The organism is Rhodospirillales bacterium (genome assembly GCA_016699855.1).
In the GTDB taxonomy this organism is placed as follows: domain Bacteria; phylum Pseudomonadota; class Alphaproteobacteria; order Reyranellales; family Reyranellaceae.
The window spans coordinates 4,901,936-4,923,306 of sequence record CP064988.1; the positions used below are offsets into that span (position 1 = coordinate 4,901,936).

Sequence of the window (21,371 nt, forward strand, 5' to 3'; positions counted from 1 at the left end):
CGGCCCGCTACGCCGGCACGACGGGCGCGCGGTCGGGGTCGCGGTGGATCGGGCGGCCGTCGACCACCGTCATCAGCACGCGACCCTGGGTCGGGCGTTTGTCGAAGGCGGTGTTGCCGGTCTTGCTCTGGAATTTCTCGGGATCGACCACCCACGCCGCGTCGGGATCGAACAGCACCAGATCGGCCGGCGCGCCCTTCTCGAACCGCCCGCCTGGCAACTTGAACAGCGACGCCGGCGCGCTCGCCAGACGCCGCCAGATCTCCGGCAGCGTCATGTGGCCGTTGTGGTGGAGGTCGAGCGACACCGGCAGCAGCGTCTCCAGCCCGACCACGCCGGGCAGCGCCAGCGCGAAGGGCACGCGCTTGCTCTCGACGTCCTGCGGGCGGTGGTCCGACACGATGCAGTCGATGGTGCCGTCCTTCAGCCCGGCGACGACGGCGACGCGGTCGCGCTCGGCGCGCAACGGCGGCACCACCTTGGCGAAGGTGCGGTACTCGCCGACCGCCGTCTCGTTGAGCGCGAAATAGTGCGGGGCGGTGTCGCAGCTCACGCGCAGGCCGCGGGCCTTGGCGCGGCGCATGATGTCGACGCCCTCGGCGGTCGAGATCTTGCTGGCGTGGTAGCGCGCGCCGGTCATCTCGACCAGCCGCATGTCGCGCTCCAGCATGATCGCCTCGGCCAGCGGATGGTTGCCGCCGAGCCCGAGCCGGGTCGCCAGCTCGCCGCTGTTCATGTCGCCGCCGGACAGCGCCGGCTCCTGCGGCAGATGCACCACCAGCGCGTCGAAGGTGCGCGCGTAGTAGAGCGCGCGGCGCATCGTCTGGGCGTTGGCGATGGGGCGGTCCGAATCGGTGAACGCCACCGCGCCGGCCTCCTGCAGCAGTCCGATCTCGGCGAGCTGCTTGCCGCCGAGGCCCAGCGTCAGCGCGCCGTAGGCGTAGATCTTGGTCAGCTTCACCTGGCGGCCGCGGCGGTGCACGAACTCGATCAGCGAGGCGTCGTCGAACGGCGGCTCGGTGTCGGGCAGCACGCACATCGAGGTGACGCCGCCGGCCGCCGCCGCCTGCGCCGCGGTCTCGAGCGTCTCCTTGTGCTCGCCGCCGGGCTCGCCGGTGTGCACGCGCAGGTCGACGATCCCCGGCGCCAGGCACATGCCTCCGCAATCGACGCTGGCGATGCCGTAGGGCGCGCCGCTGGAGAAGAGGTTCGCGCCGTAGTCGGCGATGCGGCCGTCGCCGCCGACCAGCAGGCTGCCGGGTCCGTCGGTGCCGGCGACGGGATCGATCAGTCGCGCGTTGAGGTAGGCGACGGGCGCGCCGGTGCCGTTGGCCATGTCAGCGCTCCGCCTTGTCCGGCGCGTTGCGGCGTTCGCCGATCAGGGCGTCGAGGCAGGCCATGCGCACCGCGACGCCCATCTCGACCTGCTCGTGGATGACGCTGCGCTGCAGGTCGTCGGCCACCGCCGAGTCGATCTCGACGCCGCGGTTCATCGGGCCGGGATGCATGATGAGCGCGTCCGGCTTGGCCGCCTTGAGCTTCTCGGTGTCGAGCCCGAAGAAGCGGAAATACTCGCTGACCGACGGCACGAAGGCGCCGTTCATGCGCTCGGTCTGCAGCCGCAGCATCATGACGATGTCGACGTCCTTCAGCCCGGCGCGCATGTTGTGGTGGACCTCGACGCCGAGCTTCTCGATCTCCGTCGGCATCAGCGTGATCGGCCCGACCACGCGGACGTGCGCGCCCATCACGTTGAGCAGGTGGATGTTCGAGCGCGCCACGCGGCTGTGCAGGATGTCGCCGCAGATCGCCACCGTCAGGCCGGCCAGCCGGCCCTTGCGGCGGCGGATCGTGAGCGCGTCGAGCAGCGCCTGCGTGGGATGCTCGTGCTGGCCGTCGCCGCCGCTCACCACGGCGCAGTTGACCTTCTGCGCCAGCAGGTTGACGGCGCCGGAATCCTGGTGCCGCACGACCAGCGCGTCGGGCAGCATGGCGTTGAGCGTCATCGCGGTGTCGAGCAGGGTCTCGCCCTTCTTCACCGAGGAGGCCGCGACCTCCATGTTCACGACGTCGGCGCCGAGGCGCTTGGCCGCGACCTCGAACGAGGTGCGCGTGCGCGTGCTGTTCTCGAAGAACAGGTTGATCACGGTGCGGCCGTTCAGCAGGTCGCGCTTCTTCATGAGCGACCGGCTGGTGTCGATGTAGGTCTCGGAAAGATCGAGAAGGGCCGAGATCGTCTCGGCCGACAGTCCGGCGATTCCGAGGAGGTCCCTCGGCATCCCGGGAATCGGGGGGTGAATTGCCATTAAAGGCGCACCATAGGCAACGCGTCGGCGGTTGCAAGCGCCGCACGGCCGGGGCATGTGGATTCCTGGCGGCCGGGCGCCGCCGCGGTGCGGAACGCGGCGGGGGACGCGCCATCGGCGGGGGAGCCTGGGTTGACGGACGGGACGACGACGAGCGGCGTGATCGTGCGGCCGCCATACTTGTTCCTGGGCGCGATGGCGCTGGGGCTGGTGGCCGACCGCTGGATCGTGCCGCTCGACATCTTCGGCGCCGTGTCGTGGGCGGCGCGGCAGTGGATGGCCGCGGCGCTGGTTTTCTGTGGCGTGGCGGCGGTGGTCGATTGCGCGCGCCGGTTCCGCCGCGCCGGCACGTCGGTGCCGACGTCAAGCCCGACCTCGGCGATCGTCTCCAGCGGCCTGTACCGCTATTCGCGCAATCCCATCTATGTCGGGCTGACGATGATCCATCTCGGCGTGGCGGTCTCGGACAACAACGCCTGGCTTTTGATTCTGCTGGCGCCGACCCTGCTGATCCTGCGCTACGGCGTCGTGGCCCGCGAGGAGGCCTATCTCGAACGGCGCTTCGGCGACGGCTACCGCGGCTACCGCGCCCGCGTCCGGCGCTGGATCTGATGGCCGCCCGTCGCGTCGCCGTCGTCGGCGGCGGACCCGCCGGGTTGATCGCCGCCGAGGCGCTAGCGGGCGCGGGCGCCGCCGTGACCGTGTTCGACGCCATGCCGTCGGTCGGGCGCAAATTCCTGATGGCGGGGCGCGGCGGGCTGAACCTGACCCACGGCGAGCCGGTCGAGGCGTTCCTCGGCCGCTACGACGCGGCGCGCGACCGGCTGGCGCCGGCCATCGCGGCGTTTCCGCCGGCGGCGCTGATCCGCTGGTGCGAGGGCCTGGACCAGCCGACCTTCGTGGGCTCCAGCGGTCGCGTGTTTCCGCGCGCGCTCAAGGCCTCGCCGTTGCTGCGGGCGTGGCTGGCGCGGCTGGCCGCGCGCGGCGTCACGATCCACACGCGGCGGCGCTGGACCGGCTGGGGCGCCGACGGCGCGCTGACCTTCGGCGGGCCCGGCGGGGCGGTCGAGAGCGTCACCGCCGATGCGACGCTGCTGGCGCTGGGCGGCGCGTCGTGGCCGCGGCTCGGCGCCGATGGCGCGTGGACCGGCCTTCTGGCCGCCCGTGGCGTCGACGTGGCGGATCTGGCGCCGGCCAATTGCGGCTTCGACATCGGGTGGTCGAGCGTGTTCCGGGAGCGCTTCGCGGGCGCGCCGCTCAAGCGCATTGCGCTGTCGTTCGCCGGACGCGCCGTGCGCGGCGAGGCGGTCGTCACGACGCACGGGCTGGAAGGCGGCGCCGTCTACGCGCTCTCCGGCCCGCTGCGCGACGCGATCGCGGCGCACGGCCACGCCACGCTGCGCATCGACCTGCGGCCCGACGTCGATGTCGGCGCGCTGGAATCGGCGCTTGCCGGCGGCCGCGCGCGCCGCTCGCTGTCCACGCACCTCCAGAAGGCGGCCGGGCTGGCGCCGGCGCAGATCGGCCTGCTGCGCGAGGCGGCGGCCGGCGCGCGGATCGAGACGCTGGCGCCGGCCGCGCTGGCGGCGCTGGTCAAGGACCTGCCGCTGCGCCTCGACGCGCCCCGGCCGATCGCGCGCGCGATCTCCTCGGCGGGCGGCGTGCGTTGGGACGCGATCGACGAGGCGTTCATGTTGAAGGCGCTGCCCGGCGTGTTCGTGGCCGGCGAGATGCTCGACTGGGAGGCGCCGACCGGCGGCTACCTGCTGCAGGCCTGCTTCGCGACCGGGCTGGCGGCCGCCCGCGGCGTCGCGGCCCGGCTGGGGCTGCCCGCGCCCGCCGCGCCGGGCTGACGCCGCGAGGGCGGTGGACACCGCGGCAGGAATCGCCCGTAAGCATGGCGTCAGCTAGGGGTATGATACGCTGTCGCGGGCGTCTTCCGAGAGATCCTGATATGCGTCTTTTGCTGGTCGAGGACGAAGCCGAGCTGGCGCGGCTGGTGCGCGCCAACCTCGCCCGCGAGGGCTTCGCGGTCGACATCGTGCGCACTCTCGACGAGGCGCGCGCCGCGCTCTCCGCCGCCCGCTACGACGTGATCCTGCTCGATCTGACGCTGCCCGACGGCGACGGCCTCGATCTGCTCGCCGAGTTGCGGCGGAGCGGCGACTCGACGCCGGTGATCGCCGTCACGGCGCGCGACGCCATCGACCAGCGCATCCACGGCCTCAACCTCGGCGCCGACGACTACCTCGGCAAGCCCTACGCCCAGGCCGAGCTGGTGGCGCGCATCCGCGCGCTGCTGCGCCGGCCGAACGGCGCGCTGGGCCTGCGCCTGACGCTCGGCAACCTCGAGTTCGACGCCTCCAGCAGCGCGGTGCACGTGGGCGAGGAGGCGCTGCCGCTGCCGCGTCGCGAGCTGGCCCTGCTCGAGCTGCTGATCCGGCGTTCCGGCCAGGTCGTGACCCGGCCGCTGATCGAGAACGGCCTCTACGGCTTCGACGACGACGTCGACGCCAACGCCATGGAGGCCAGCGTCTCGCGGCTGCGCAAGCGGCTGCTCGCGGCGGGGGCGTCGGTGACCATCCACACCGTGCGCGGCGTCGGATACATGCTGACGGCGGACAAGCCGCCGGCCGCCGGCGCCTGAGAGGCCGGGTCGTGGCCGACGGCACCGGCCGGTCGATCCGCAAGCGTCTGCTGCGCAACTTCGCGCTGTTGTTCGGCGCCACCGTGGTGGCGCTGTCCGGATTCTTCGTGTGGTCGTCGTGGGACCACCGCGAGGCGCTGGCGGACGACCAGCTCGAGGAGCTCGCCGACCTCGTCGTCGGCGGCGCCACGCGGGCGGCGGACGGGACCGTCGACCTGCGGCTGGGGGCGGCGAAGCGGGCGCGGCTGGAGGCGACCACCGGCGTGCGCGTCTTCGTGCACGATCCCGGCACGCGCCGCACCGTGCACGAGTCGCCGCCGGGCTTCGCCGCGACGCTGCCGTTGTCGCCGGCCATCGAGTGGCGCTGGGCCTACCTCCTGATCGATCCGGTGGATACGCCGGTCGACCAGCGCGTCCAGCTCCTGATGGCGACCAAGGCGACGGCGGCCGGTCCGCTGCGGGTCGCGATCGCCCGGGACGAGCCGTCGGACGATTTTCCGTTCCGGTGGATCGCGACCGCCATCCTGACGCAGGTGCTGCCCGTCGTCGGACCGATCGCCGTGCTGGCGATCGCGCTCGGGCTGTGGACGCTCGGGCGCGAGCTCGAGCCGGTGGCCAAGGCGGCGGAGCAGGCCAACGTCATCGGCGTCGATTCCACCGGCGCACGCATCTCGACCGAGGTGCCGGCCGAGGTCCGCCCGCTGGTCGACGCCATCAACCGCGCGCTCGACCGCCTCGACATCGGCTTCTCCGAGCAGCGCCGCTTCACCGCCGAGGCTGCGCACGAGCTGCGCACGCCGCTGTCGGTGCTGCGCGCGCGCCTCGACGGCATGGACGAGTCGGTGGCCGCCGACATCCGGGGCGACGTCGACCGCATGGCGCGCGTGGTCGACCAGCTGCTCGCGGTGTCGCGGCTCGACTCGCGGCTGCCGATGGAGCGCGTCGAGGTCGATCTCGGATCCGTGGCCAGCGACGTCGTCGCGCGCCTGGCGCCATTGGCGGTGGCCCGCGGCCGCCAGCTGTCGCTGACCGCGCACGACCGGCCGGTGCGCGTGCGCGGCGATCCCGACATGCTCGGCGCCGCCATCCGCAATCTCGTCGAGAACGCGATGCGTTTCGCGCCGGTCGATTCCACCGTCGAGGTTGTGGTCGCCGAGGACGCGCGCGTCGAGGTCCACGACGCCGGGCCCGGCATCGCGGCGGCCGACCGACCGCACGTGTTCGAGCGGTTCTGGCGCCGCCGCGAGGGCGGTTCGCAGGGCGGCGCCGGCCTCGGCCTCGCGATCGTCGCGGAGATCGCCAAGCGCCACGGCGGCTCGATCGGCATCGAACGCAGCCCGCTCGGCGGCGCGCTCGTGCGCGTCGAGCTGCCGCGCCTCGCGTAGGCCTCAGGCCAACCGCAGCGCCGCCACGTCCAGCGGACGGTCCTTGCCGCGCAGCGCCAGCGGCGGCACGGCGTCGGCCACGACGCCCGCCGGCGGCGGTCCGCGGTCGACCAACGCGCGCGACGCCAGCGTGTCGGCGCCGGTCTCGCGGCAGGCGGCCAGCAGCCGGCTGGCGGTGTTCAGCGTGTCGCCGAGGAACGCGATCTCGCGCTTGCCCAACCCCATCTCGCCGGCGACCACCGGCCCCGAATGCGCCGCCGCGCGGAACGCGGGCGCGACGCCGAACCGGTCGCGGTAGACGGCGGCCCGCCGCGCGAGCCGCCGGCGCAGCAGGAACGGATAGAGCAGGGCGCGGCCGGCGTTGGCCGGCGGTTCCATCGGCCAGGTCAGGATGGCCTCGTCGCCGACGAATTTATGGACTTCCGCGCCGGCCTCCAGCGCCGTGGTCGCGACATCCTCGAAGAACGCCGCCAGAAGGCGGTGGAAGGCGAGATCGCCTAGCCGCTCGGCGGCGCCGGTCGAATCCACCATGTCCACCAGCACGAAGATTCGGTCCTCGACGCGGGGGCGCATGTAGCGGCCGGTGATCAGCCGTCCGAGCGTGCGGAATCCGACCAGCGTGCCGACCTCGATGACGAGGTTCGCGGCGATCGAGAAGATCCCGGCGAAGATCAGGATGTCGACGAAGGCGCGGTCGAAGCCGAGCGGCTGCGGATGGATGACGTTGAACGCCAGCCGCGTCGCCTGGGTGCCGGCGGCGATGATCGCGAGATAGACCAGCGACTTCGCGAGGAGGTAGAGGACGAAGGGCAGGCGCCGCAGTCTCGACATCGCGCCGCCGTGGCGGCCGTCGAGCTCCACCCACATGATCGGCACGGAGACCGCGAGCGAGTTGACGACGCCCTGGAGCGCCGAGCTGACCGGCGTCGCGGGCGGTTTGGCGATCGCCGCGCCGAACACGATGCCGCCGACGCATCCGATCGCGGCGATGATGGCGATCTGGCGCCACTCCGCGCGCCGCCGCGCCCGGTCGGCCAGATCGAGCGCGTCGGCGGCGGCCACCGCGTCAGCCCGCGCCGGCCGTGGCCAGCGCCGCGCGGAACACCGCGCCGTCGACGTTGCCGCCCGACGCCACCACGCAGACCACGCGGCCCTTCACGGGTAGGCGCCCCGTGAGGACGGCGGCGAGGCCGACCGCGCCGCCCGGCTCGACCACCAGCTTGTACTCGCGGAACGCCAGCTCCATCGCCCGCGCGACCTCGTGGTCGTCGGCCACCAGGCTGCCGGTCAGATGCGTGCGCGCCAGCGCGAAGGTGATGTCGCCGGGTTGCGGCGCCAGCAGCGCGTCGCAGAACGAGCCGACCAGCTTGTCGTTGCGCCGGATCGCGCCGGCGGCCAACGAGCGCGCCAGATCGTCGAAGCCCGCCGGCTCGGCCGCGAAGCATTCCGTCGGCGGGTTGAGGGCGCGCACCGCCGTGGCGATGCCTGTCGACAACCCGCCGCCGCTGCACGGCGCGATGATGGCGTCGAGCGTCAGGCCGAGCTCGCGCGCCTGGTCGAACGCCTCCAGCCCGGCCGTGCCTTGCCCGGCGATGATCCAGGGATGGTCGTAGGGCGGCATCGGCGTGCGGCCCTCGCGCGTGGCGAGATCGCGCGCGATCGCCTCGCGGTCGTCCTTGATCCGGTCGTAGGCGATCACCTCGGCGCCGCTGGCGCGCGTGTTGGCGACCTTCACCGCCGGCGCGTCGGAGGGCATCACGATCTTGGCCGACACGCCCAGCAGCCGCGCCGCCTCGGCGACACCCTGCGCGTGGTTGCCCGACGACCACGCCACCACGCCGCGGGCGCGCGCCTCCGGCGTCATCTGGGCGATGAAGTTGTAGGCGCCGCGGAACTTGAACGAGCCGGTGCGCTGCAACGGCTCGGCCTTGATCAGCAGGCGGCCGCCGAGGCTGGCGTTGACGCGTGGATTCTCCAGCAGCGGCGTGCGCAGCGCGATCCCCGCCAGCCGCTGGGCGGCGGCCTCGATGTCGACGTAGCTGGGCGGCGGGAGCGGGGTGGCGGTCATCTGTCGTCCGGCGCTGTGGTGGGCGCCGCACCCTAGCAGCCCGACCAAGCCGGCGGAATCACGACGGCGCGCCTCTCCTGTCCTCCAGAGTCGCCCTCGACAAGGCGAGGGACCGACGCGGGCAAGAGCTCCGTCGACGTTGCGCCACGTCCCTTCCGTCGTCCGGAGTCGCTGTGAGCAAGGCGAGGGATCGACGTGGGCACGTTCTCCGGCACCGTCGCAACACGTCTCTCCCGTCATCCTGAGCGGAGGCGCGTAGCGCCGTAGTCGAAGGATCTTTCCGCGGCGCGCGGGCGGACAAGATCCTTCGACTGCGCGCCTGCGGCGCTCCGTTCAGGATGACGGCACCGCTATCGTGCGTGTGGTCGGACCCGGATGACGGCATCGAGGATTTGCGACTTCGGCGCCGTCTCTCGCCGCCCCGACCGTCACGCGGCGCTTGACCGGGGGTGCCGCGGGCGGGTGACATGCCGTCGCGCGGACCTCCAACGGCCGCGCCACGACAGCGAACACGCGGAGCCCTCGACGATGAGCCTCACCGCCACCGACCTCGCCCATCTCGCCGAGGACAAGCGCGCGCTGCTGGCGGCCGGGCTCGACGCCACGCGCACCCAGGCGTGGATCGCCGCGCGCCCGGCGGCGGCCGGCGCGCTGGCGGTCGACCGCGACACCTATGGCCGCTACTGGCAGCTCGGCGACGCGCTGCTGTCGGAGCTGCCGCCCAAGGCCCGTCGCGGCTCCGCGCACGGCGCGGCCGCCGCGCGGCTGCTCGAGGCCGGCCGCGAGACGCGCCGGCGCTTCATGGCCGCCCATGCCGGCGAGGTCTACGACGCGCTGACAGATTCGCGGCGGCGCTTCGTCCGCGTCGAGGCGCTGCTGATCGACGCCGCCGCGCGTTTTCCGGGCCTTGTGCCGACCGCCGATCGCATCGCCCGCGACTCGACCGGCAAGCACGCCGACAAGGACGGCGTGGAGATCGACCAGGGGATTTTCTGCCACGCCGTGCTGGCGCGCGCCGATAGCGGCCTGCATCTCTGCCACTCGATGTTGCTACCGCGCGCGGAGTCGGCGGCGCGTCTCGACGAGCTGGCGAGGACGGGCCGCGTCGATCTCGGCCACGCCGAGGTCGAGCGTCGCGGTGACGCCAGCGTCGTGACGCTGAAGAACCCGCGCTACCTCAACGCCGAGGACGACGTCGTGCTCGATCCGCTGGAGATCGCGGTCGACCTGGCGCTGCTCGACCCGCGGACGCAGATCTGCGTCATGCGCGGCGGCTTCGTCGAGCATCCCAAGTACAAGGGCCGCCGCATCTTCCAGGCGGGCATCAACCTCACGCACATCTACAACGGCCTGATCCCGTACCTCTGGTACGTCCGGCGCGACCTCGGCTGGGTGAACAAGGTGATGCGCGGGCTGGCGTACGAGCACATCGGACCGGACGAGGTGACGGGCGACACGCGCGAGAAGCTGTGGATCGCGCAGGTCGACACCTTCGCGATCGGCGGCGGCTGCCAGGCCCTGCTGGCGATGGACTACAACGTCGCCGGCGCCGACGCCTACATGACCCTGCCGGCGCGCAAGGAGGGCATCATCCCCGGCATGGCGAATCTGCGGCTGTGGCGCTTCGTGGCCGACCGCGTCGCGCGCCAGGCCATCATGTACGAGCGCGGCATCCCCTGCGACAGCGACACCGGCCGGCAGATCATCGACCGCGTGGTGGCGCCCGAGGCGACCGACGCCGCCGTCGACGACGTGGTCGCCGGCCTCACCGGCTCGGGCATCGTCAGCGCGCGGTCGAACCGCGTCGCTTTCCGCGTCTCGGAGGAGCCGCTCGACCTGTTCCGGCGCTACGCCGCCGTCTACGCCCGCGAGCAGGCGCTGTGCCATTTCAGCCCGGCCCTGATCGCCAACCTCGAGCGCCACTGGAACGCGGCGAACCGGCGGATGTGACGCCGCCGCCGCGCCCGCCGCGCGCCGGTGGTGCCCGCTGCCGGACTCGAACCGGCACGGCCTCGCGGCCTCGGGATTTTAAGTCCCGTGTGTCTACCAGTTCCACCAAGCGGGCGCCGACCGGCCGGGCACCCTAGCGATCCGCGGGGGGCCGGTACAAGCGACGCCTGACGTCCGCGTCAACACGGCTTTGCGCACGGGGCCGCGGCGCGCTATGCGCTTCGCGTCGCCCCGTCGGGAGATCAACCATGCGCCGCCGCTCCGTCCTCGCGATCCCGCTCGCCGCGCCGCTGCTGCTGCCGGCGTCCGCCGTCCGCGCCCGCGGCATCGCCGAGGATCTGCGCCACGGCGGCTACGTCATCTACATGCGCCACGCCGAGACGTTCGCGTCGCCCGAGCCGACGCTGGGCGATTTTCGCGACTGCCTGTGGCAGCGCAATCTGACGCCGGCCGGCAAGGCGCAGGCCGAGGCCACCGGCGAGCATCTGCGCAAGCTCGGCACGCGCTACAGCCGTGTGTGGAGCAGCCCGTTCTGCCGCTGCCGCGACACCGCGCAGCTCGTGGCGACGCGCGTCGCGGAGCAGACCGAGGATCTGCTGTACCACGTCACGCAGACTCCGAATCAGCAGACGGCGGGTGTCGAGCGGCTGCGCATCCTGCTGTCGAACCGCGAGCCCGGCGGGCGCGTCACGCTGCTCGTCGGCCACGCGCCGCCGTTCAAGTCGCTGACCGGAATCGGGCTCGCCGAGGGACGCGGCGCGATCATCCGGCCTCGGCAGACCAAGGAGTTCGACATCGCGGGCTACGTCGATGCCACCGGGGTGCACGCACGGTAGATCGCGCGGACGTGATGGCGCGTGCGCGCGCTCTCTCCGACCTGTGACTTCACAGTGAGCGCCACGCGCGGTCATTGTCGGGAGGCGATCGACGGATGATCCGCCAGGTCGCAGCCAACCACTCAGGGAGTCGCATCATGAAGAAGACCTCTTTGGTCGCCGCCGCGCTGTTTGCCGCCGGCACGATGGTCGGAGTCGCGGAGGCGCAGAGCGGGGTGAAGTGCAGCGGCGTCAATTCCTGCAAGGGCACCAGCGCCTGCAAGACCGCGACCTCGGCCTGCAAGGGCATGAACGCCTGCAAGGGCCAGGGCTGGACGTCCGCCTCGACGGCGGCGGAGTGCACCGGCAAGGGCGGCAAGGTCCTCTAGCCTCCCCTCCGGGACGCGCGGCCGGCCCCGGCCGGACCGCCTTCCGGGCGCGGCGGCGGCGGCGCGATCCTCTCTCCCGCGCCGCCGCCGTCCGCTCCAGCGCGGCGCCGTCCGCTCCAGCGCGGCGTCGTCCGCTCCAGCGCGACGCCGTCCGTTCCGGCTCGGACCCGGGCGCGCTAGATTGGCCGCGATGACCACCGCTTCCGCCGCATCGCCCCCGATGGCCGCGCCCGCCGCGGTGCCGCGTGAGGCGCCCCGCGCCGTCCCGCCCGCCGTGGTGCCGCGCGAGGCGACGCTCGCCGTTCCGCCCGCCGTGGCATCCGCCGGCGGGTCGCGCGACGCGACCGCGTCCGCGCCGTTGTCGGGCTTCGGGCTGGGGCTGCGGCACCAGCACTACGCGGAGATCGCCGACCATCCCGGCGCGGTCGACTGGTTCGAGGCGCTCAGCGAGAACTACATGGTCGCCGGCGGCAGACCGCTGGCCAACCTCGACCGCGTCCGCGCCGACTATCCCGTCGCGCTGCACGGCGTGTCGCTGTCGATCGGCGCCGTCGACCCGCTCGACGCGGACTACCTCGACCGCCTCGCCGCGCTCGCCGAGCGCGCCCAGCCCGCCTGGATCTCCGACCATCTCTGCTTCACCGGCCACGCCGGCGTGAATCTGCACGACCTGCTGCCGCTGCCCTACACCGAGGAGGCGCTGGCGCATGTCGCGGACCGCGTCGCGCGCACGCAGGACCGTCTGAAGCGCCGCATCCTGCTGGAGAACGTCAGCAGCTACGTGCGCTACGCCGAATCGCAGCTCGCCGAGCACGACTTCCTCGCCGAGATCGCGTGCCGCGCCGATTGCGACATCCTGCTCGACGTCAACAACATCCACGTCAGCGCCTTCAACCACGAGTTCGATCCGCTGGCCTATCTCGCCGCCATGCCGGCGGCGCGCGTGCGCCAGATCCATCTCGCCGGGCATCTGAATCTCGGCACGCATATCATCGACACCCACGACCGCGCCGTGATCGACGACGTCTGGTCGCTCTACGGCGCCGCCATCGAGCGCTTCGGCATGGTGCCGACCATGATCGAGCGCGACGACGACATCCCGCCCTACGCCGACCTGCTGGCCGAGCTCGACATCGCGCGCGCGGTCGCCGCCAAGGCGCTGGCGCGCCGGGCGGTGGCGGCGTGACCACCATGTTCAACGCGCGCACTTCCTCCCTCGCCGCCGCATGTGGCGCGAGCGGGCCGAGAGGCTCTTCCTCTCTCTCCTCGCGTCGGCGCGGAGTGGGGGTAAGGCGCGCGGCAGGGCGCCCGGTGGTCGTGAAGCCCCTCACCCCGGCCCTCTCCCCGCCTGCGCGGGGAGAGGGGGTAAGGCGCGCGGCAGGGCGCCCGGTGGTCGTGAAGCCCCTCACCCCGGCCCTCTCCCCGCCTGCGCGGGGAGGAAGGGGCGCGGCAGGGCGCCCGGTGGTCGTGAAGCCCCTCACCCCGGCCCTCTCCCCGCCTGCGCGGGGAGAGGGGGTAAGGCGCGCGGCAGGGCGCCCGGTGGTCGTGAAGCCCCTCACCCCGGCCCTCTCCCCGCCTGCGCGGGGAGAGGGGGTAAGGCGCGCGGCAGGGCGCTCTGTGCTCGTGAAGCCCCTCACCCCGACCCTCTCCCCGCCTGCGCGGGGAGAGGGGGTAAGACACGCGCGCGGAGGGCACCCGGTACGCCTGAAGCTCCTCACCCCGACCCTCTCCGCTGCGCGTGGCGCGAGCGGGCCGGGGCGTTCTTCCTCCCTCTCCGCCACACGCGGTGGGAGCGGGCCGGGGCGCTTTTCCTTCCTCTCCGCTGCGCGTGGCGCGAGCGGGCCGGGGCGTTCTTCCTCCCTCTCCCCGCGCAGGCGGGGAGAGGGCCGGGGTGAGGGGCTTTGTGCGCCGCCCGCCGCGGCCGTGTCAGGCCTCGCCGCGCAGCGCGGCGGCGATCAGCTCCGCCGCGGGCGAAGGGTCGGGCAGCACGTCGGTGTTCCACAGCCGCAGCACGCGGTAGCTGTTGGCGCGGAACCACGCCGTCCGGCGCGCATCGTAGGCCACGGAATCGGCGTGGTGTCCGCCGTCGAGCTCGACGACCAGCCGATGCTCGACGCACAGGAAGTCCGCGATGTAGGCGCCGGCCGCCGCCTGGCGGCGGAACTTGGCGTTCTCGATCCCGCGGTCGCGCAGCATCAGCCAGAGCGCGCGTTCGGCCGGCGTCCCGTCGCGCCGCAACGCGCGGGCCCGTCCGGTGTGCGCGGCTCTCCATGGTCGTGTCATGGAATAGATATACAACCGAGTGCCGAGGCCGGGAAGCCCCTCACCCCGGCCCTCTCCCGCCTGCGCGGGGAGAGGGGGCAAGACGCGCGCACGGAGGGCGCCCGGTACGCGTGAAGCCCCTCACCCCGACCCTCTCCCCGCCTGCGCGGGGAGAGGGAGTAAGGCGCGTGGCAGGGCGCTCCGTGCTCGCGGAGCCCCTCACCCCGACCCACTCCCCGCCCGCGTGGGGAGAGGGGGTAAGACACGCGCGCGCGAAGGGCGCTCGGCTGCGATGACCGCGCTCCGCCGCCTGCAACAGGAGTTCCGCGGCTGGATGCTCGAGGGCGCGCCGGAACTGCGCGGGCGCGTGCTCGACACGGCGAAGGCGGACCGCGACCTGCTGCTGGCGGTCTACCGCGACGGCTACGCGCTGCGGCTGATCGAGGCGTTGACCACCGACTATCCCGGCGTGCTGGCGATGGCCGGGCCGGCGGATTTCGACGTGCTGGCGCGCGCCTACATCGCGGCGCGGCCCTCGACCGATCCATCGGTGCGCTGGTTCGGCCGCCACCTCGCGGATTTCCTCGCCGCCACGCCGCCGTTCGACGGCAGCCCGGCCGCCGCCGACATGGCGCGCTTCGAATGGGCGCTGGGCGAGGCGTTCGACGCCGCCGACTCGACGCCGTTGACGTTCGACGATCTCGCCGCCCTGCCGGCGGAGGCTTGGGAGACGCTGCGGCTGGGCTTCGCGCCGTCACTGCGCCGCCTGACCCTGCGCCACGAGGCGCCGCGGGCCTGGGCGCGGCGCGAGGCGGTCGCGCCGGGCGATCTCGACGTGCCGGCCAACCCGCCAGGCGAGGACGGCGCGCCGGTGGCGGTCGACTGGCTGGTGTGGCGCGCCACCGCCGATGCCGAGACCCAGTACCGCTCCATGGCCGCCGACGAGGCCTGGGCGCTCGACGCGGCGCGCGACGGCGCGGATTTCGCGGCGCTATGCGACGGGCTGGCGGCGTTCGCGCCGGCGTTGGACGGGCACGGCGTCTCCGAAGGCGGGGTAGGCGGTCCCGTCGAGACGGCGACGGCGTCTCGTCCGGACGACGACCGGCCGTTGGAAGACGGTGGCGGCGGGGAGGGCGGTTCCGAATCCGCCGAGGACGAAGCCGCCGGCTGGGCCGCGCAGCGCGCCGCCGGCCTGCTGCGGGTGTGGGTCGATTCGGGGCTCATCACGGGTACCGGTTTCGACGATTGATGATGCGGCCGTAGCCGGCGACCCCTCACCTAGCCTCTCCCGCGTTGGGGGAGAGGAACAAGAGATTGTTCCTCATCAGATTCTTCCTCCTCTCTCCCATCGGGGAGAGGTTGGATGAGCGGCCGGATCGTCGAGACGTTGACGGGTCTCATAAAATACAGTATAAGAATATATATTGAACCCTGCCGCCACCGATGCGGCGTCGCGATCCTTGGAGCCCGAATTGACCGACCCGAAGCGCGTCGACGCGCACACACGCGCCCGACGGCGCCATCGCTACACCACCGCTCTGGGCGTCACCGTCTGTCGCCGGCTGGCGGCGGGCGAATCCGTCTACGCGTTGGACCGTGATCCGGCGATGCCGTGCGCCAGCTCGATCATGCGCTGGCGGAGGGACTACGCGGAGTTCGCCGATATGTATGCGCAATCCGTATTGGCGCGGGCGGACAGGTACGCCGGCGCGGCCTTCGCCGAGGCGCAGGAGACGGCGCGGCGAGCGGGCGAGGCGCGGGCCGAACTGCAGCGCGAGCGCGACCGGCTGGGCGCGGTCGCCTTGCGCCGCGCCCGCGAGATCGTGGCCGCCACGCCGGCCGGAATCGCCGGCACGCGACGGGCGGCGCGGTCGGCCGAATCGGAGGTGGCGCGGGCCGAGCGGCTGCGCGCCGCGCTGGGGGAGCCGGGTGGCGCGGCGAAGACGTAGACGGCACCTGCCGTGGCCGCCCTGCGTCGAAGCGCGGGCGGCGCGCGGATTCCCGAACACTGGCGGCGACAAACTCCCTCTCCCCCGCTCAGGCGCCGCAGACGGCGCCGACGCGGCGGAGAGGGCGATGACACCGGAGCGTCCTCCATGTCCGAAGCGCGGCTCGCCGCCTGCCAAAGCTACCGCGATGACCCGCTGGGCTTCGTGCGGGACTCGTTCCCGTGGGGGACGGGGGCGCTGGCGGGGCTGGACGGGCCGGCGGGCTGGCAGGCGGCGTTGCTGGAGGACATCGGCGCGGCGCTGCGCGGCGGCGCGCCGGTGCGCATGGCGACGGCGTCGGGCCACGGCGTCGGCAAGACGGCGGTGTGCGCCTGGCTGACGCTGTGGTTCCTGAGCACGCGGGCCGATCCGCAGGTCGTCGTCACCGCCGGCACCGAGAACCAGCTGCGCGGCAAGACCTGGCGCGAGCTGGCGAAGTGGCTGCGGCTGCTGGCGCACGGCGCCCTGTTCCGGCTGACGGCCGACCGGCTGTCGCTGATCGGCGCGGAGCGCACGTGGTTCGCGCAGGCGGTGCCGTGGAACCGCGCGCGCGGCGACGCCTTCGCGGGCACGCACGAGCGCCACGTGATGATGCTGTACGACGAGGCCAGCGCGATCGACGACACGATCTGGGACGTGACCGAGGGCGCCATGGCGACGCCCGGCGCGCTGTGGCTGGTGTTCGGCAACCCGACGCGGGCCGACGGCCGCTTCGCGGAGTGCTTCGGGCGCTTCGCGCACCGCTGGACGACGCGGCACGTCGACGCGCGCGATTGCGGGCGCGCCGACGCGGCGCAGATCGGGCGCTGGATCGAGGATTACGGGCTCGATTCGGATTTCGTGCGTATGCGCGTCACCGGCCAGTTCCCGCGCGCCTCGTCGGAGCGCTTCGTGCCGGCCGATCTGGTGGCGCAGGCGCGCCAGCGCGCGGCGCTCGACCCGCGCGCCGGGCCGCTGCTGATGGGCGTCGACGTGGCGCGGTTCGGTGACGACCATTCGGTGGCGCTGCTGCGCCGGGGCGACCGCGTGCTGGCGCTGACGCGCTGGCACCGGCTCGACACGATGCAATTGGCGGCGCAGGTCTCCGGCCTGATCAATTCATGGCGGCCGGTGCGGGTGTTCGTCGACGGCGTCGGCGTCGGCGGCGGCGTGGTCGACCGGCTGCGCCAGCTCGGCCACCAGGTGGTCGAGGTCAACGCCGGCGCCCGGGCGCGCGACGACAGGCGCTTCGCCAATCTGCGGGCGGAGATGTGGAGCGCGATGCGCGACTGGCTGGTGGCCGGCGGCGCGCTGCCGGTCGACGACGAGGCGCTGGCGCGCGAGATCGCGACGCCGGGCTACGGCTTCGACCCGCGCAACCGGCTGCGGCTGGAGGGCAAGGACGAGCTGCGCGCCCGCGGCGACGGCTCGCCCGACGCCGCCGACGCGCTGGCCCTGACCTTCGCGGCGCCGGTGTCCGGCCTCGGCGCCGGCGCCTGGGGACCCGGCGGCTGGGAGGCGGATCCGTTTCTCTTCCCGCGCCAGACACGGACCGAGGGCGGCTGGGTGGTGTTCCCCGGCGATCGGCGCTAGGCAGCCGCCAGAGCCAGACGCGCCATTAGGAGTACGTCGGTAAAGGCGCCGTCGAGCCTAAGCGCGCAGCGTCGGCGCCTCTAAAGCGCGAAGGCCCTTCTTCGGGTCCTCAGCGTCATCCATCAAACTGCCCCGCGCGCGCGTCAAAAGACCAGTCGCGACCTGTCATATGGCGACGTCGGCAAGACGTCCGGGACAAAAATCCGAGCCTCGGCCAGAATACGGTGCTTACGCACAATCCCGGTTGAAATTTCTGTAAATAAGTTGCCTACCTCATTTTCGAGTGCCAGAAGTCCATTGAGGGAGGTTGCGCCTGCGCCAAATATTTGGCGCGTCTCGTTGGGCACAGTGAGGCTAGCGCGAAGCTGGGAGTCATTTGCCAATTCCGTAAGCCACGACTTTGCCACGCTAAGTAGTAGTAAGCTACCGCCGTAGGGCACGACGAGTCTTTCACTAGGAATACGGTAGGCGATAGCAGCAATGTCATAGCTGGATACCGCAATCTCTTGATCGGCGTCTGCTTTGATTGTTTTTAGCAGACGAATTACCGCTCGCAGGTTGCCGCCTACTTCGGAATCCTTCTGGTGTATCATGTAGTTGTGCAGAAATGGAAAATTGTCGATCGTGCGGCCAGCTGCGCTATCCAAGATCGAAATGCCCCGCTGAGTAATATCGTTTGTGTCAATGTAGTTCTTAGTGTTGAGCCACGCAGCAACGACGACGTCCACATTTCGCGTTAGAGAGCCCTCAGATAGATGAATTGCCTTTCCCGGAGCTGTGTCGACAATTGCTTTCGGGAATGCAGCTGTAAGTACTTCGGAGCAATGGCCGCGAAGCGCGAGGAGGTCTGATAGCGCGTCGCCACTATACGGAGATTGTGGTTCCAATGGCTTGCGAAGGTATATGAATCGCTGTTCAAGAACGAGAAGGTCGATGTCACTATGCGCTTTGATGTGCGTGTCGCTCGTAACCGACCCCTGAAACGTAAATTCAGGCTTGTGCCACGACGCATCCTCTAGAGACTTCCGAATATGTGAAGATACTCGGCGACCCTCTTCATACGATTTTTCTGTATATGCGGAATCAATAGGCTGCATCGCGCCAATGACATACTTGACGTTATCGTCTTCCTGCAATGACGCGTATGCCTCACTCATCGCCTTTCTGGTGATCGTAGGATCGTTTCGTCGAGAACGAAGGCGTTCGAGGCGAGGAGGCATTGTCGACCCCAGAAGTTTTAGAGGATCACGCGACAGAAAACTTCCTCACTTTCGCGAAAAGCGGTCCGTCCACATTCAAACATTCGATCAAGCAATCTGCTGTTGGTTTCAAGCAAGTCAGTGTGAATATCAAAATCCGTCGAGCTAAAGGGAATACGACACGATTGTAACTGAGGATATGTAGCCTTCATAAAAAATTCTTGAGTAATCGCGGTTGTCTGGAGAGTTGTTTCAAATACGCGAATACCTGGATGTGATCTTATCCATCGCGAGAAGCCGCGGGGCGCTTTGGTCGCGAATCGTCCGGTGCCCACCGTAAGGAGCTTGACGTCGGCGATCGCCTGGCCAAGAGGGCCATTCGCATCTAGAAATGCAAACAGCGAAGGATCATTTGCCGAAAATCCACCGTCAATTAGCTCATGTTCAGAGCCCGCGAGATTCAGAGCTACTGGGTGGAAGTAAGGGTAGGCGGAGCACGATGCGGTCACCACTTCACCGATGGTCCGCCCAAAACCTGGTTGGAAGCTCGCGGAACCGGCCCATGCGCCCGAAGTATAGCTCTTGAAAACGGTTGGTCTGCTGTGCGTTAGATTTGTTGTGACAATCGCGGTCTTTGTTTGGAATTTGTCAAATCGGTCGTGTCCAAAGATATCAGACGCGAGCTCTGCAAGGCGAGCGCTTCGTGTTGAGGGCCAACGTGCGCCGAGAACCCAAGGAATTCGTTCTTGATATTTTGCGGCAATGTCATTGACGCTCCAGCCCAAGCTAAGGAGCGAGCCAATTATGGCGCCAGTACTTGTACCGGCTATCAAGTCGAAATGCTTACACAGCGGCGAGCCGAGAACGGCCTCCACCTCTGTGAGCACTCCTAGGCTGAATACGCCCTTGGCGCCCCCTCCCATCAAAGCCAGTATCCGGAACGGCATCTGGCGCCTCATGCGTCATTTTTCAAGATGTACCGCCACTGGGGGCTATGCGTCAACGGTTGTAGTTTACGATTTTATTTCTCTGGTTGGGAGTATGCGCGGCGAGGGCCTTATTCAATGGGGCGAGTAGACGGTATATTGACACGCCAGCGACGGAGCCATCTTGGGAGACCCAGCCATGCCGATCTACGAACGCGGCCCCGTCCGTATCCACTACGAGGAGGCGGGATCGGGCTTCCCGCTGCTGGTCATCCCCGGCGGCGGGTTGAACGCGACGACGGCGTTCCTGAGCGGCGGCGCGCCGTTCAACGCGATGGAGGCGCTGAAGGACCGCTACCGTTGCGTCACCATGGATCTGCGCAACGCCAATGGCGGGCGGTCGTCGGGGCCGCTCGAGGTCGAGCGGCCGTGGGACGCCCACACCGACGACCATATCGGGCTGATGGACCATCTCGGCATCGACCGGTTCATGGTACTGGGCTACTGCATCGGTGGTCCGTTCACGTGGAACCTGATCAAGCGCGCGCCCGGCCGCGTGGTCGCCGCCGTGCTGACGCAGCCCAGCGGCTTCCGGCCCGAGCTGCCGGACCAGTTCTACGCCAACAACATCGCCAACTGGGGCCCGGCGCTGTGCGCGCGCCGGCCCGACATCACGATGGAGATGGTGGCGGCGTTCCTGCAGCGGATGTACCGCGACACCGGCGATTTCGTGTTCACGGTGTCGCGGGACTTCGTGCGCAACTGCCGGACGCCGGTGCTGGTGCTGCCCGACGACATCCCGCCGCATCCCTTCGCCGTGGCGATGGAGACGGTGCGGCTGGCGCCGCGGTCGGAGGTCAGCCTGTACCCGTGGAAGGAGCCGCCGGAGATGATCCCGGTGGTGGTGCGCCAGGTGCGCAGCTTCCTCAAGGCGCATGAGCCGGGGTAGACGGGCGGGTTGCCGCCGCCTATCGCATGCCCACGATCCACGTGCCGGTGGTGTAGCGGCCCTGGTAGCCGGTGTCCTTGAGGAACCAGCTCGCGAAGCGGCGGAAGGCGTCGAGGCCCTTGAGGACGAATTCGCCCTGGTTGGAGTCGAACAGCCTGTACTCGTTCCCGGCGCGCTGCAGGCCCAGCGCGTGGCCGCCGCCCTTGCGGCGCATCTCGACGAAGTACAGGCCGTCGCCGGCGAAGACCGCGCGCTCCAGCATGGCGGCGCTGACGCCGGTGGTCGACGTCCAGTAGCGGCCGCGGTTGACCACCACGCCGTAGCCCTTGAGCACCGCCTCGGCGCGCGGCAGGAACACGTCGGCTGGATTCGAGCCGGTGACGCGGGTGTCGACCATGATGTTCTGGTCGCGCGTCGCCTGCCAGAAGGTGCCCTGCGCGACCCCGGTGGCGGGATCGAACGGATAGTCGGCGCCGGCCCGCCGCAGGCCGATCCAGCGCAACGCCAGACCGGCGCAGAACCCGGCGGGGGCGGCGGCGCCCCACGGGCCGGGCATGTCGTCGTTCAGCACGTCGGTCTGGCTCTGCGACATGGCGTAGACCAGCTCGCCGCCGGTGCGCGCGGTGGTCTGCACGTAGCTCCAAGTGTCCATCTTCCGCTCCACCAGCCCGCCACCCGGCCGGGGCGATACCCGGAAAGATGTGAGCGTTAACTCATAAACGCGGAATGCGGGGGGATATTCCCACGGCGGGGAGATTTTTTCGGGGGCGGGAGGGTCCGTGGCCGGAGGCTGCCTTCCTGGATTCGCCTGACACGGCCGAGGCCTGGCTGGCGGCGCACGCCCTCCGCCCGTCATCCCGGGCGGAGCGCCGAAGGCGCGCAGTCGAGGGATCTTTCCGCGTCGGGCGCGGCGGC

20 protein-coding genes and 1 tRNA gene are annotated in these 21,371 nt (G+C 70.8%); 12 read left to right on the top strand and 9 right to left on the bottom strand.

The window, feature by feature from the left end:
* Positions 1–7: 7 nt before the first annotated feature.
* Both pyrC and IPK81_23305 read right to left on the bottom strand, forming a co-directional pair.
* On the bottom strand, positions 8–1,336 hold the full coding sequence (gene pyrC / locus IPK81_23300; GenBank protein ID QQS12371.1) for a dihydroorotase: 1,329 nt from the start codon (positions 1,334–1,336) through the stop codon (positions 8–10).
* Between the two features lies 1 nt (position 1,337).
* On the bottom strand, positions 1,338–2,306 hold the full coding sequence (locus IPK81_23305; protein QQS12372.1) for an aspartate carbamoyltransferase catalytic subunit: 969 nt from the start codon (positions 2,304–2,306) through the stop codon (positions 1,338–1,340).
* A gap of 132 nt (positions 2,307–2,438) precedes the next feature.
* Between IPK81_23305 and IPK81_23310 the strand changes: the two genes are divergently transcribed.
* The 4 genes from IPK81_23310 (at position 2,439) to IPK81_23325 (ending at position 6,338) form a co-directional block, all read left to right on the top strand.
* Positions 2,439–2,918: an isoprenylcysteine carboxylmethyltransferase family protein gene (locus IPK81_23310; protein QQS12373.1), complete on the top strand. Its 480-nt coding sequence runs from the start codon at positions 2,439–2,441 to the stop codon at positions 2,916–2,918.
* Complete coding sequence (locus IPK81_23315) at positions 2,918–4,159, top strand: TIGR03862 family flavoprotein (GenBank protein ID QQS12374.1); 1,242 nt, start codon at positions 2,918–2,920, stop codon at positions 4,157–4,159. Before IPK81_23310 ends, IPK81_23315 begins: the two co-directional genes overlap by 1 nt.
* Positions 4,160–4,260: 101 nt before the next feature.
* Positions 4,261–4,953, top strand: coding sequence for a response regulator transcription factor (locus IPK81_23320; protein ID QQS12375.1), 693 nt, complete (start codon positions 4,261–4,263; stop codon positions 4,951–4,953).
* Between the two features lie 11 nt (positions 4,954–4,964).
* Positions 4,965–6,338 carry a hypothetical protein gene (locus tag IPK81_23325; protein QQS12376.1) on the top strand — a complete coding sequence of 458 codons (1,374 nt, stop codon included), beginning with the start codon at positions 4,965–4,967 and terminating at the stop codon, positions 6,336–6,338.
* 3 nt (positions 6,339–6,341) lie between these two features.
* Here IPK81_23325 and IPK81_23330 read toward each other — a convergent pair whose 3' ends face one another.
* Together IPK81_23330 and IPK81_23335 are read right to left on the bottom strand one after the other, a co-directional pair.
* Positions 6,342–7,400 carry an adenylate/guanylate cyclase domain-containing protein gene (locus IPK81_23330; protein QQS12377.1) on the bottom strand — a complete coding sequence of 353 codons (1,059 nt, stop codon included), beginning with the start codon at positions 7,398–7,400 and terminating at the stop codon, positions 6,342–6,344.
* Between the two features lie 4 nt (positions 7,401–7,404).
* Positions 7,405–8,406, bottom strand: a complete 1,002-nt coding sequence (locus IPK81_23335) for a threonine/serine dehydratase (GenBank protein ID QQS12378.1) — start codon at positions 8,404–8,406, stop codon at positions 7,405–7,407.
* Between the two features lie 801 nt (positions 8,407–9,207).
* On the opposite strand from IPK81_23335, the gene IPK81_23340 reads away from it, so the two are divergent.
* Positions 9,208–10,356, top strand: a complete 1,149-nt coding sequence (locus IPK81_23340) for an enoyl-CoA hydratase/isomerase family protein (protein QQS15239.1) — start codon at positions 9,208–9,210, stop codon at positions 10,354–10,356.
* Positions 10,357–10,384: 28 nt separating this feature from the next.
* On the opposite strand, the gene IPK81_23345 is transcribed toward IPK81_23340, so the two are convergent.
* Positions 10,385–10,471 (bottom strand) — tRNA-Leu (locus IPK81_23345).
* A 133-nt stretch (positions 10,472–10,604) separates the two neighbouring features.
* On the opposite strand from IPK81_23345, the gene IPK81_23350 reads away from it, so the two are divergent.
* The 3 genes from IPK81_23350 to IPK81_23360 all read left to right on the top strand — a co-directional run bounded on the left by IPK81_23350 (position 10,605) and on the right by IPK81_23360 (position 12,746).
* On the top strand, positions 10,605–11,192 hold the full coding sequence (locus tag IPK81_23350; protein QQS12379.1) for a histidine phosphatase family protein: 588 nt from the start codon (positions 10,605–10,607) through the stop codon (positions 11,190–11,192).
* A gap of 137 nt (positions 11,193–11,329) precedes the next feature.
* Positions 11,330–11,560: a hypothetical protein gene (locus tag IPK81_23355; GenBank protein ID QQS12380.1), complete on the top strand. Its 231-nt coding sequence runs from the start codon at positions 11,330–11,332 to the stop codon at positions 11,558–11,560.
* Between the two features lie 220 nt (positions 11,561–11,780).
* On the top strand, positions 11,781–12,746 hold the full coding sequence (locus IPK81_23360) for a DUF692 domain-containing protein (GenBank protein QQS12381.1): 966 nt from the start codon (positions 11,781–11,783) through the stop codon (positions 12,744–12,746).
* A 740-nt stretch (positions 12,747–13,486) separates the two neighbouring features.
* On the opposite strand, the gene IPK81_23365 is transcribed toward IPK81_23360, so the two are convergent.
* Positions 13,487–13,843 carry a DUF559 domain-containing protein gene (locus IPK81_23365; GenBank protein QQS12382.1) on the bottom strand — a complete coding sequence of 119 codons (357 nt, stop codon included), beginning with the start codon at positions 13,841–13,843 and terminating at the stop codon, positions 13,487–13,489.
* Between the two features lie 271 nt (positions 13,844–14,114).
* Between IPK81_23365 and IPK81_23370 the strand changes: the two genes are divergently transcribed.
* The 3 genes from IPK81_23370 to IPK81_23380 all read left to right on the top strand — a co-directional run bounded on the left by IPK81_23370 (position 14,115) and on the right by IPK81_23380 (position 17,382).
* Positions 14,115–15,071, top strand: a complete 957-nt coding sequence (locus IPK81_23370) for a putative DNA-binding domain-containing protein (GenBank protein QQS12383.1) — start codon at positions 14,115–14,117, stop codon at positions 15,069–15,071.
* Between the two features lie 223 nt (positions 15,072–15,294).
* A complete protein-coding gene (locus IPK81_23375; GenBank protein QQS12384.1) occupies positions 15,295–15,771 on the top strand; it encodes a hypothetical protein in 477 nt (158 codons plus the stop codon).
* Between the two features lie 147 nt (positions 15,772–15,918).
* Entirely contained in the window at positions 15,919–17,382 is a 1,464-nt protein-coding gene (locus IPK81_23380; GenBank protein ID QQS12385.1) for a terminase, read from the top strand.
* A gap of 143 nt (positions 17,383–17,525) precedes the next feature.
* Here IPK81_23380 and IPK81_23385 read toward each other — a convergent pair whose 3' ends face one another.
* Together IPK81_23385 and IPK81_23390 are read right to left on the bottom strand one after the other, a co-directional pair.
* Positions 17,526–18,539 (bottom strand): hypothetical protein, encoded by a 1,014-nt coding sequence (locus tag IPK81_23385; GenBank protein QQS12386.1) that lies wholly within the window; start codon positions 18,537–18,539, stop codon positions 17,526–17,528.
* 80 nt (positions 18,540–18,619) lie between these two features.
* Positions 18,620–19,540, bottom strand: a complete 921-nt coding sequence (locus tag IPK81_23390) for a patatin-like phospholipase family protein (GenBank protein QQS12387.1) — start codon at positions 19,538–19,540, stop codon at positions 18,620–18,622.
* A gap of 166 nt (positions 19,541–19,706) precedes the next feature.
* Here IPK81_23390 and IPK81_23395 point away from each other — a divergent pair, with 166 nt between their 5' ends.
* A complete protein-coding gene (locus tag IPK81_23395) occupies positions 19,707–20,456 on the top strand; it encodes an alpha/beta hydrolase (protein QQS12388.1) in 750 nt (249 codons plus the stop codon).
* 19 nt (positions 20,457–20,475) lie between these two features.
* Here IPK81_23395 and IPK81_23400 read toward each other — a convergent pair whose 3' ends face one another.
* Positions 20,476–21,108 (bottom strand): hypothetical protein, encoded by a 633-nt coding sequence (locus IPK81_23400; GenBank protein ID QQS12389.1) that lies wholly within the window; start codon positions 21,106–21,108, stop codon positions 20,476–20,478.
* Positions 21,109–21,371: the final 263 nt, after the last annotated feature.

Bases quoted from the DNA above. Each gene is read 5' to 3' on its own strand.
- IPK81_23315 (QQS12374.1), top strand. From the start codon at position 2,918: ATGGCCGCCCGTCGCGTCGCCGTCGTCGGCGGCGGACCCGCCGGGTTG.
- IPK81_23320 (QQS12375.1), top strand. From the start codon at position 4,261: ATGCGTCTTTTGCTGGTCGAGGACGAAGCCGAGCTGGCGCGGCTGGTG.
- IPK81_23365 (QQS12382.1), bottom strand. From the start codon at position 13,843: ATGACACGACCATGGAGAGCCGCGCACACCGGACGGGCCCGCGCGTTG.
- IPK81_23335 (QQS12378.1), bottom strand. From the start codon at position 8,406: ATGACCGCCACCCCGCTCCCGCCGCCCAGCTACGTCGACATCGAGGCC.
- IPK81_23385 (QQS12386.1), bottom strand. From the start codon at position 18,539: ATGAGTGAGGCATACGCGTCATTGCAGGAAGACGATAACGTCAAGTAT.
- IPK81_23380 (QQS12385.1), top strand. From the start codon at position 15,919: ATGTCCGAAGCGCGGCTCGCCGCCTGCCAAAGCTACCGCGATGACCCG.
- IPK81_23370 (QQS12383.1), top strand. From the start codon at position 14,115: ATGACCGCGCTCCGCCGCCTGCAACAGGAGTTCCGCGGCTGGATGCTC.
- IPK81_23400 (QQS12389.1), bottom strand. From the start codon at position 21,108: ATGGACACTTGGAGCTACGTGCAGACCACCGCGCGCACCGGCGGCGAG.
- IPK81_23360 (QQS12381.1), top strand. From the start codon at position 11,781: ATGGCCGCGCCCGCCGCGGTGCCGCGTGAGGCGCCCCGCGCCGTCCCG.
- IPK81_23340 (QQS15239.1), top strand. From the start codon at position 9,208: ATGGCCGCCCATGCCGGCGAGGTCTACGACGCGCTGACAGATTCGCGG.
- pyrC (QQS12371.1), bottom strand. From the start codon at position 1,336: ATGGCCAACGGCACCGGCGCGCCCGTCGCCTACCTCAACGCGCGACTG.
- IPK81_23355 (QQS12380.1), top strand. From the start codon at position 11,330: ATGAAGAAGACCTCTTTGGTCGCCGCCGCGCTGTTTGCCGCCGGCACG.
- IPK81_23395 (QQS12388.1), top strand. From the start codon at position 19,707: ATGCCGATCTACGAACGCGGCCCCGTCCGTATCCACTACGAGGAGGCG.
- IPK81_23350 (QQS12379.1), top strand. From the start codon at position 10,605: ATGCGCCGCCGCTCCGTCCTCGCGATCCCGCTCGCCGCGCCGCTGCTG.
- IPK81_23305 (QQS12372.1), bottom strand. From the start codon at position 2,306: ATGGCAATTCACCCCCCGATTCCCGGGATGCCGAGGGACCTCCTCGGA.
- IPK81_23390 (QQS12387.1), bottom strand. From the start codon at position 19,540: ATGAGGCGCCAGATGCCGTTCCGGATACTGGCTTTGATGGGAGGGGGC.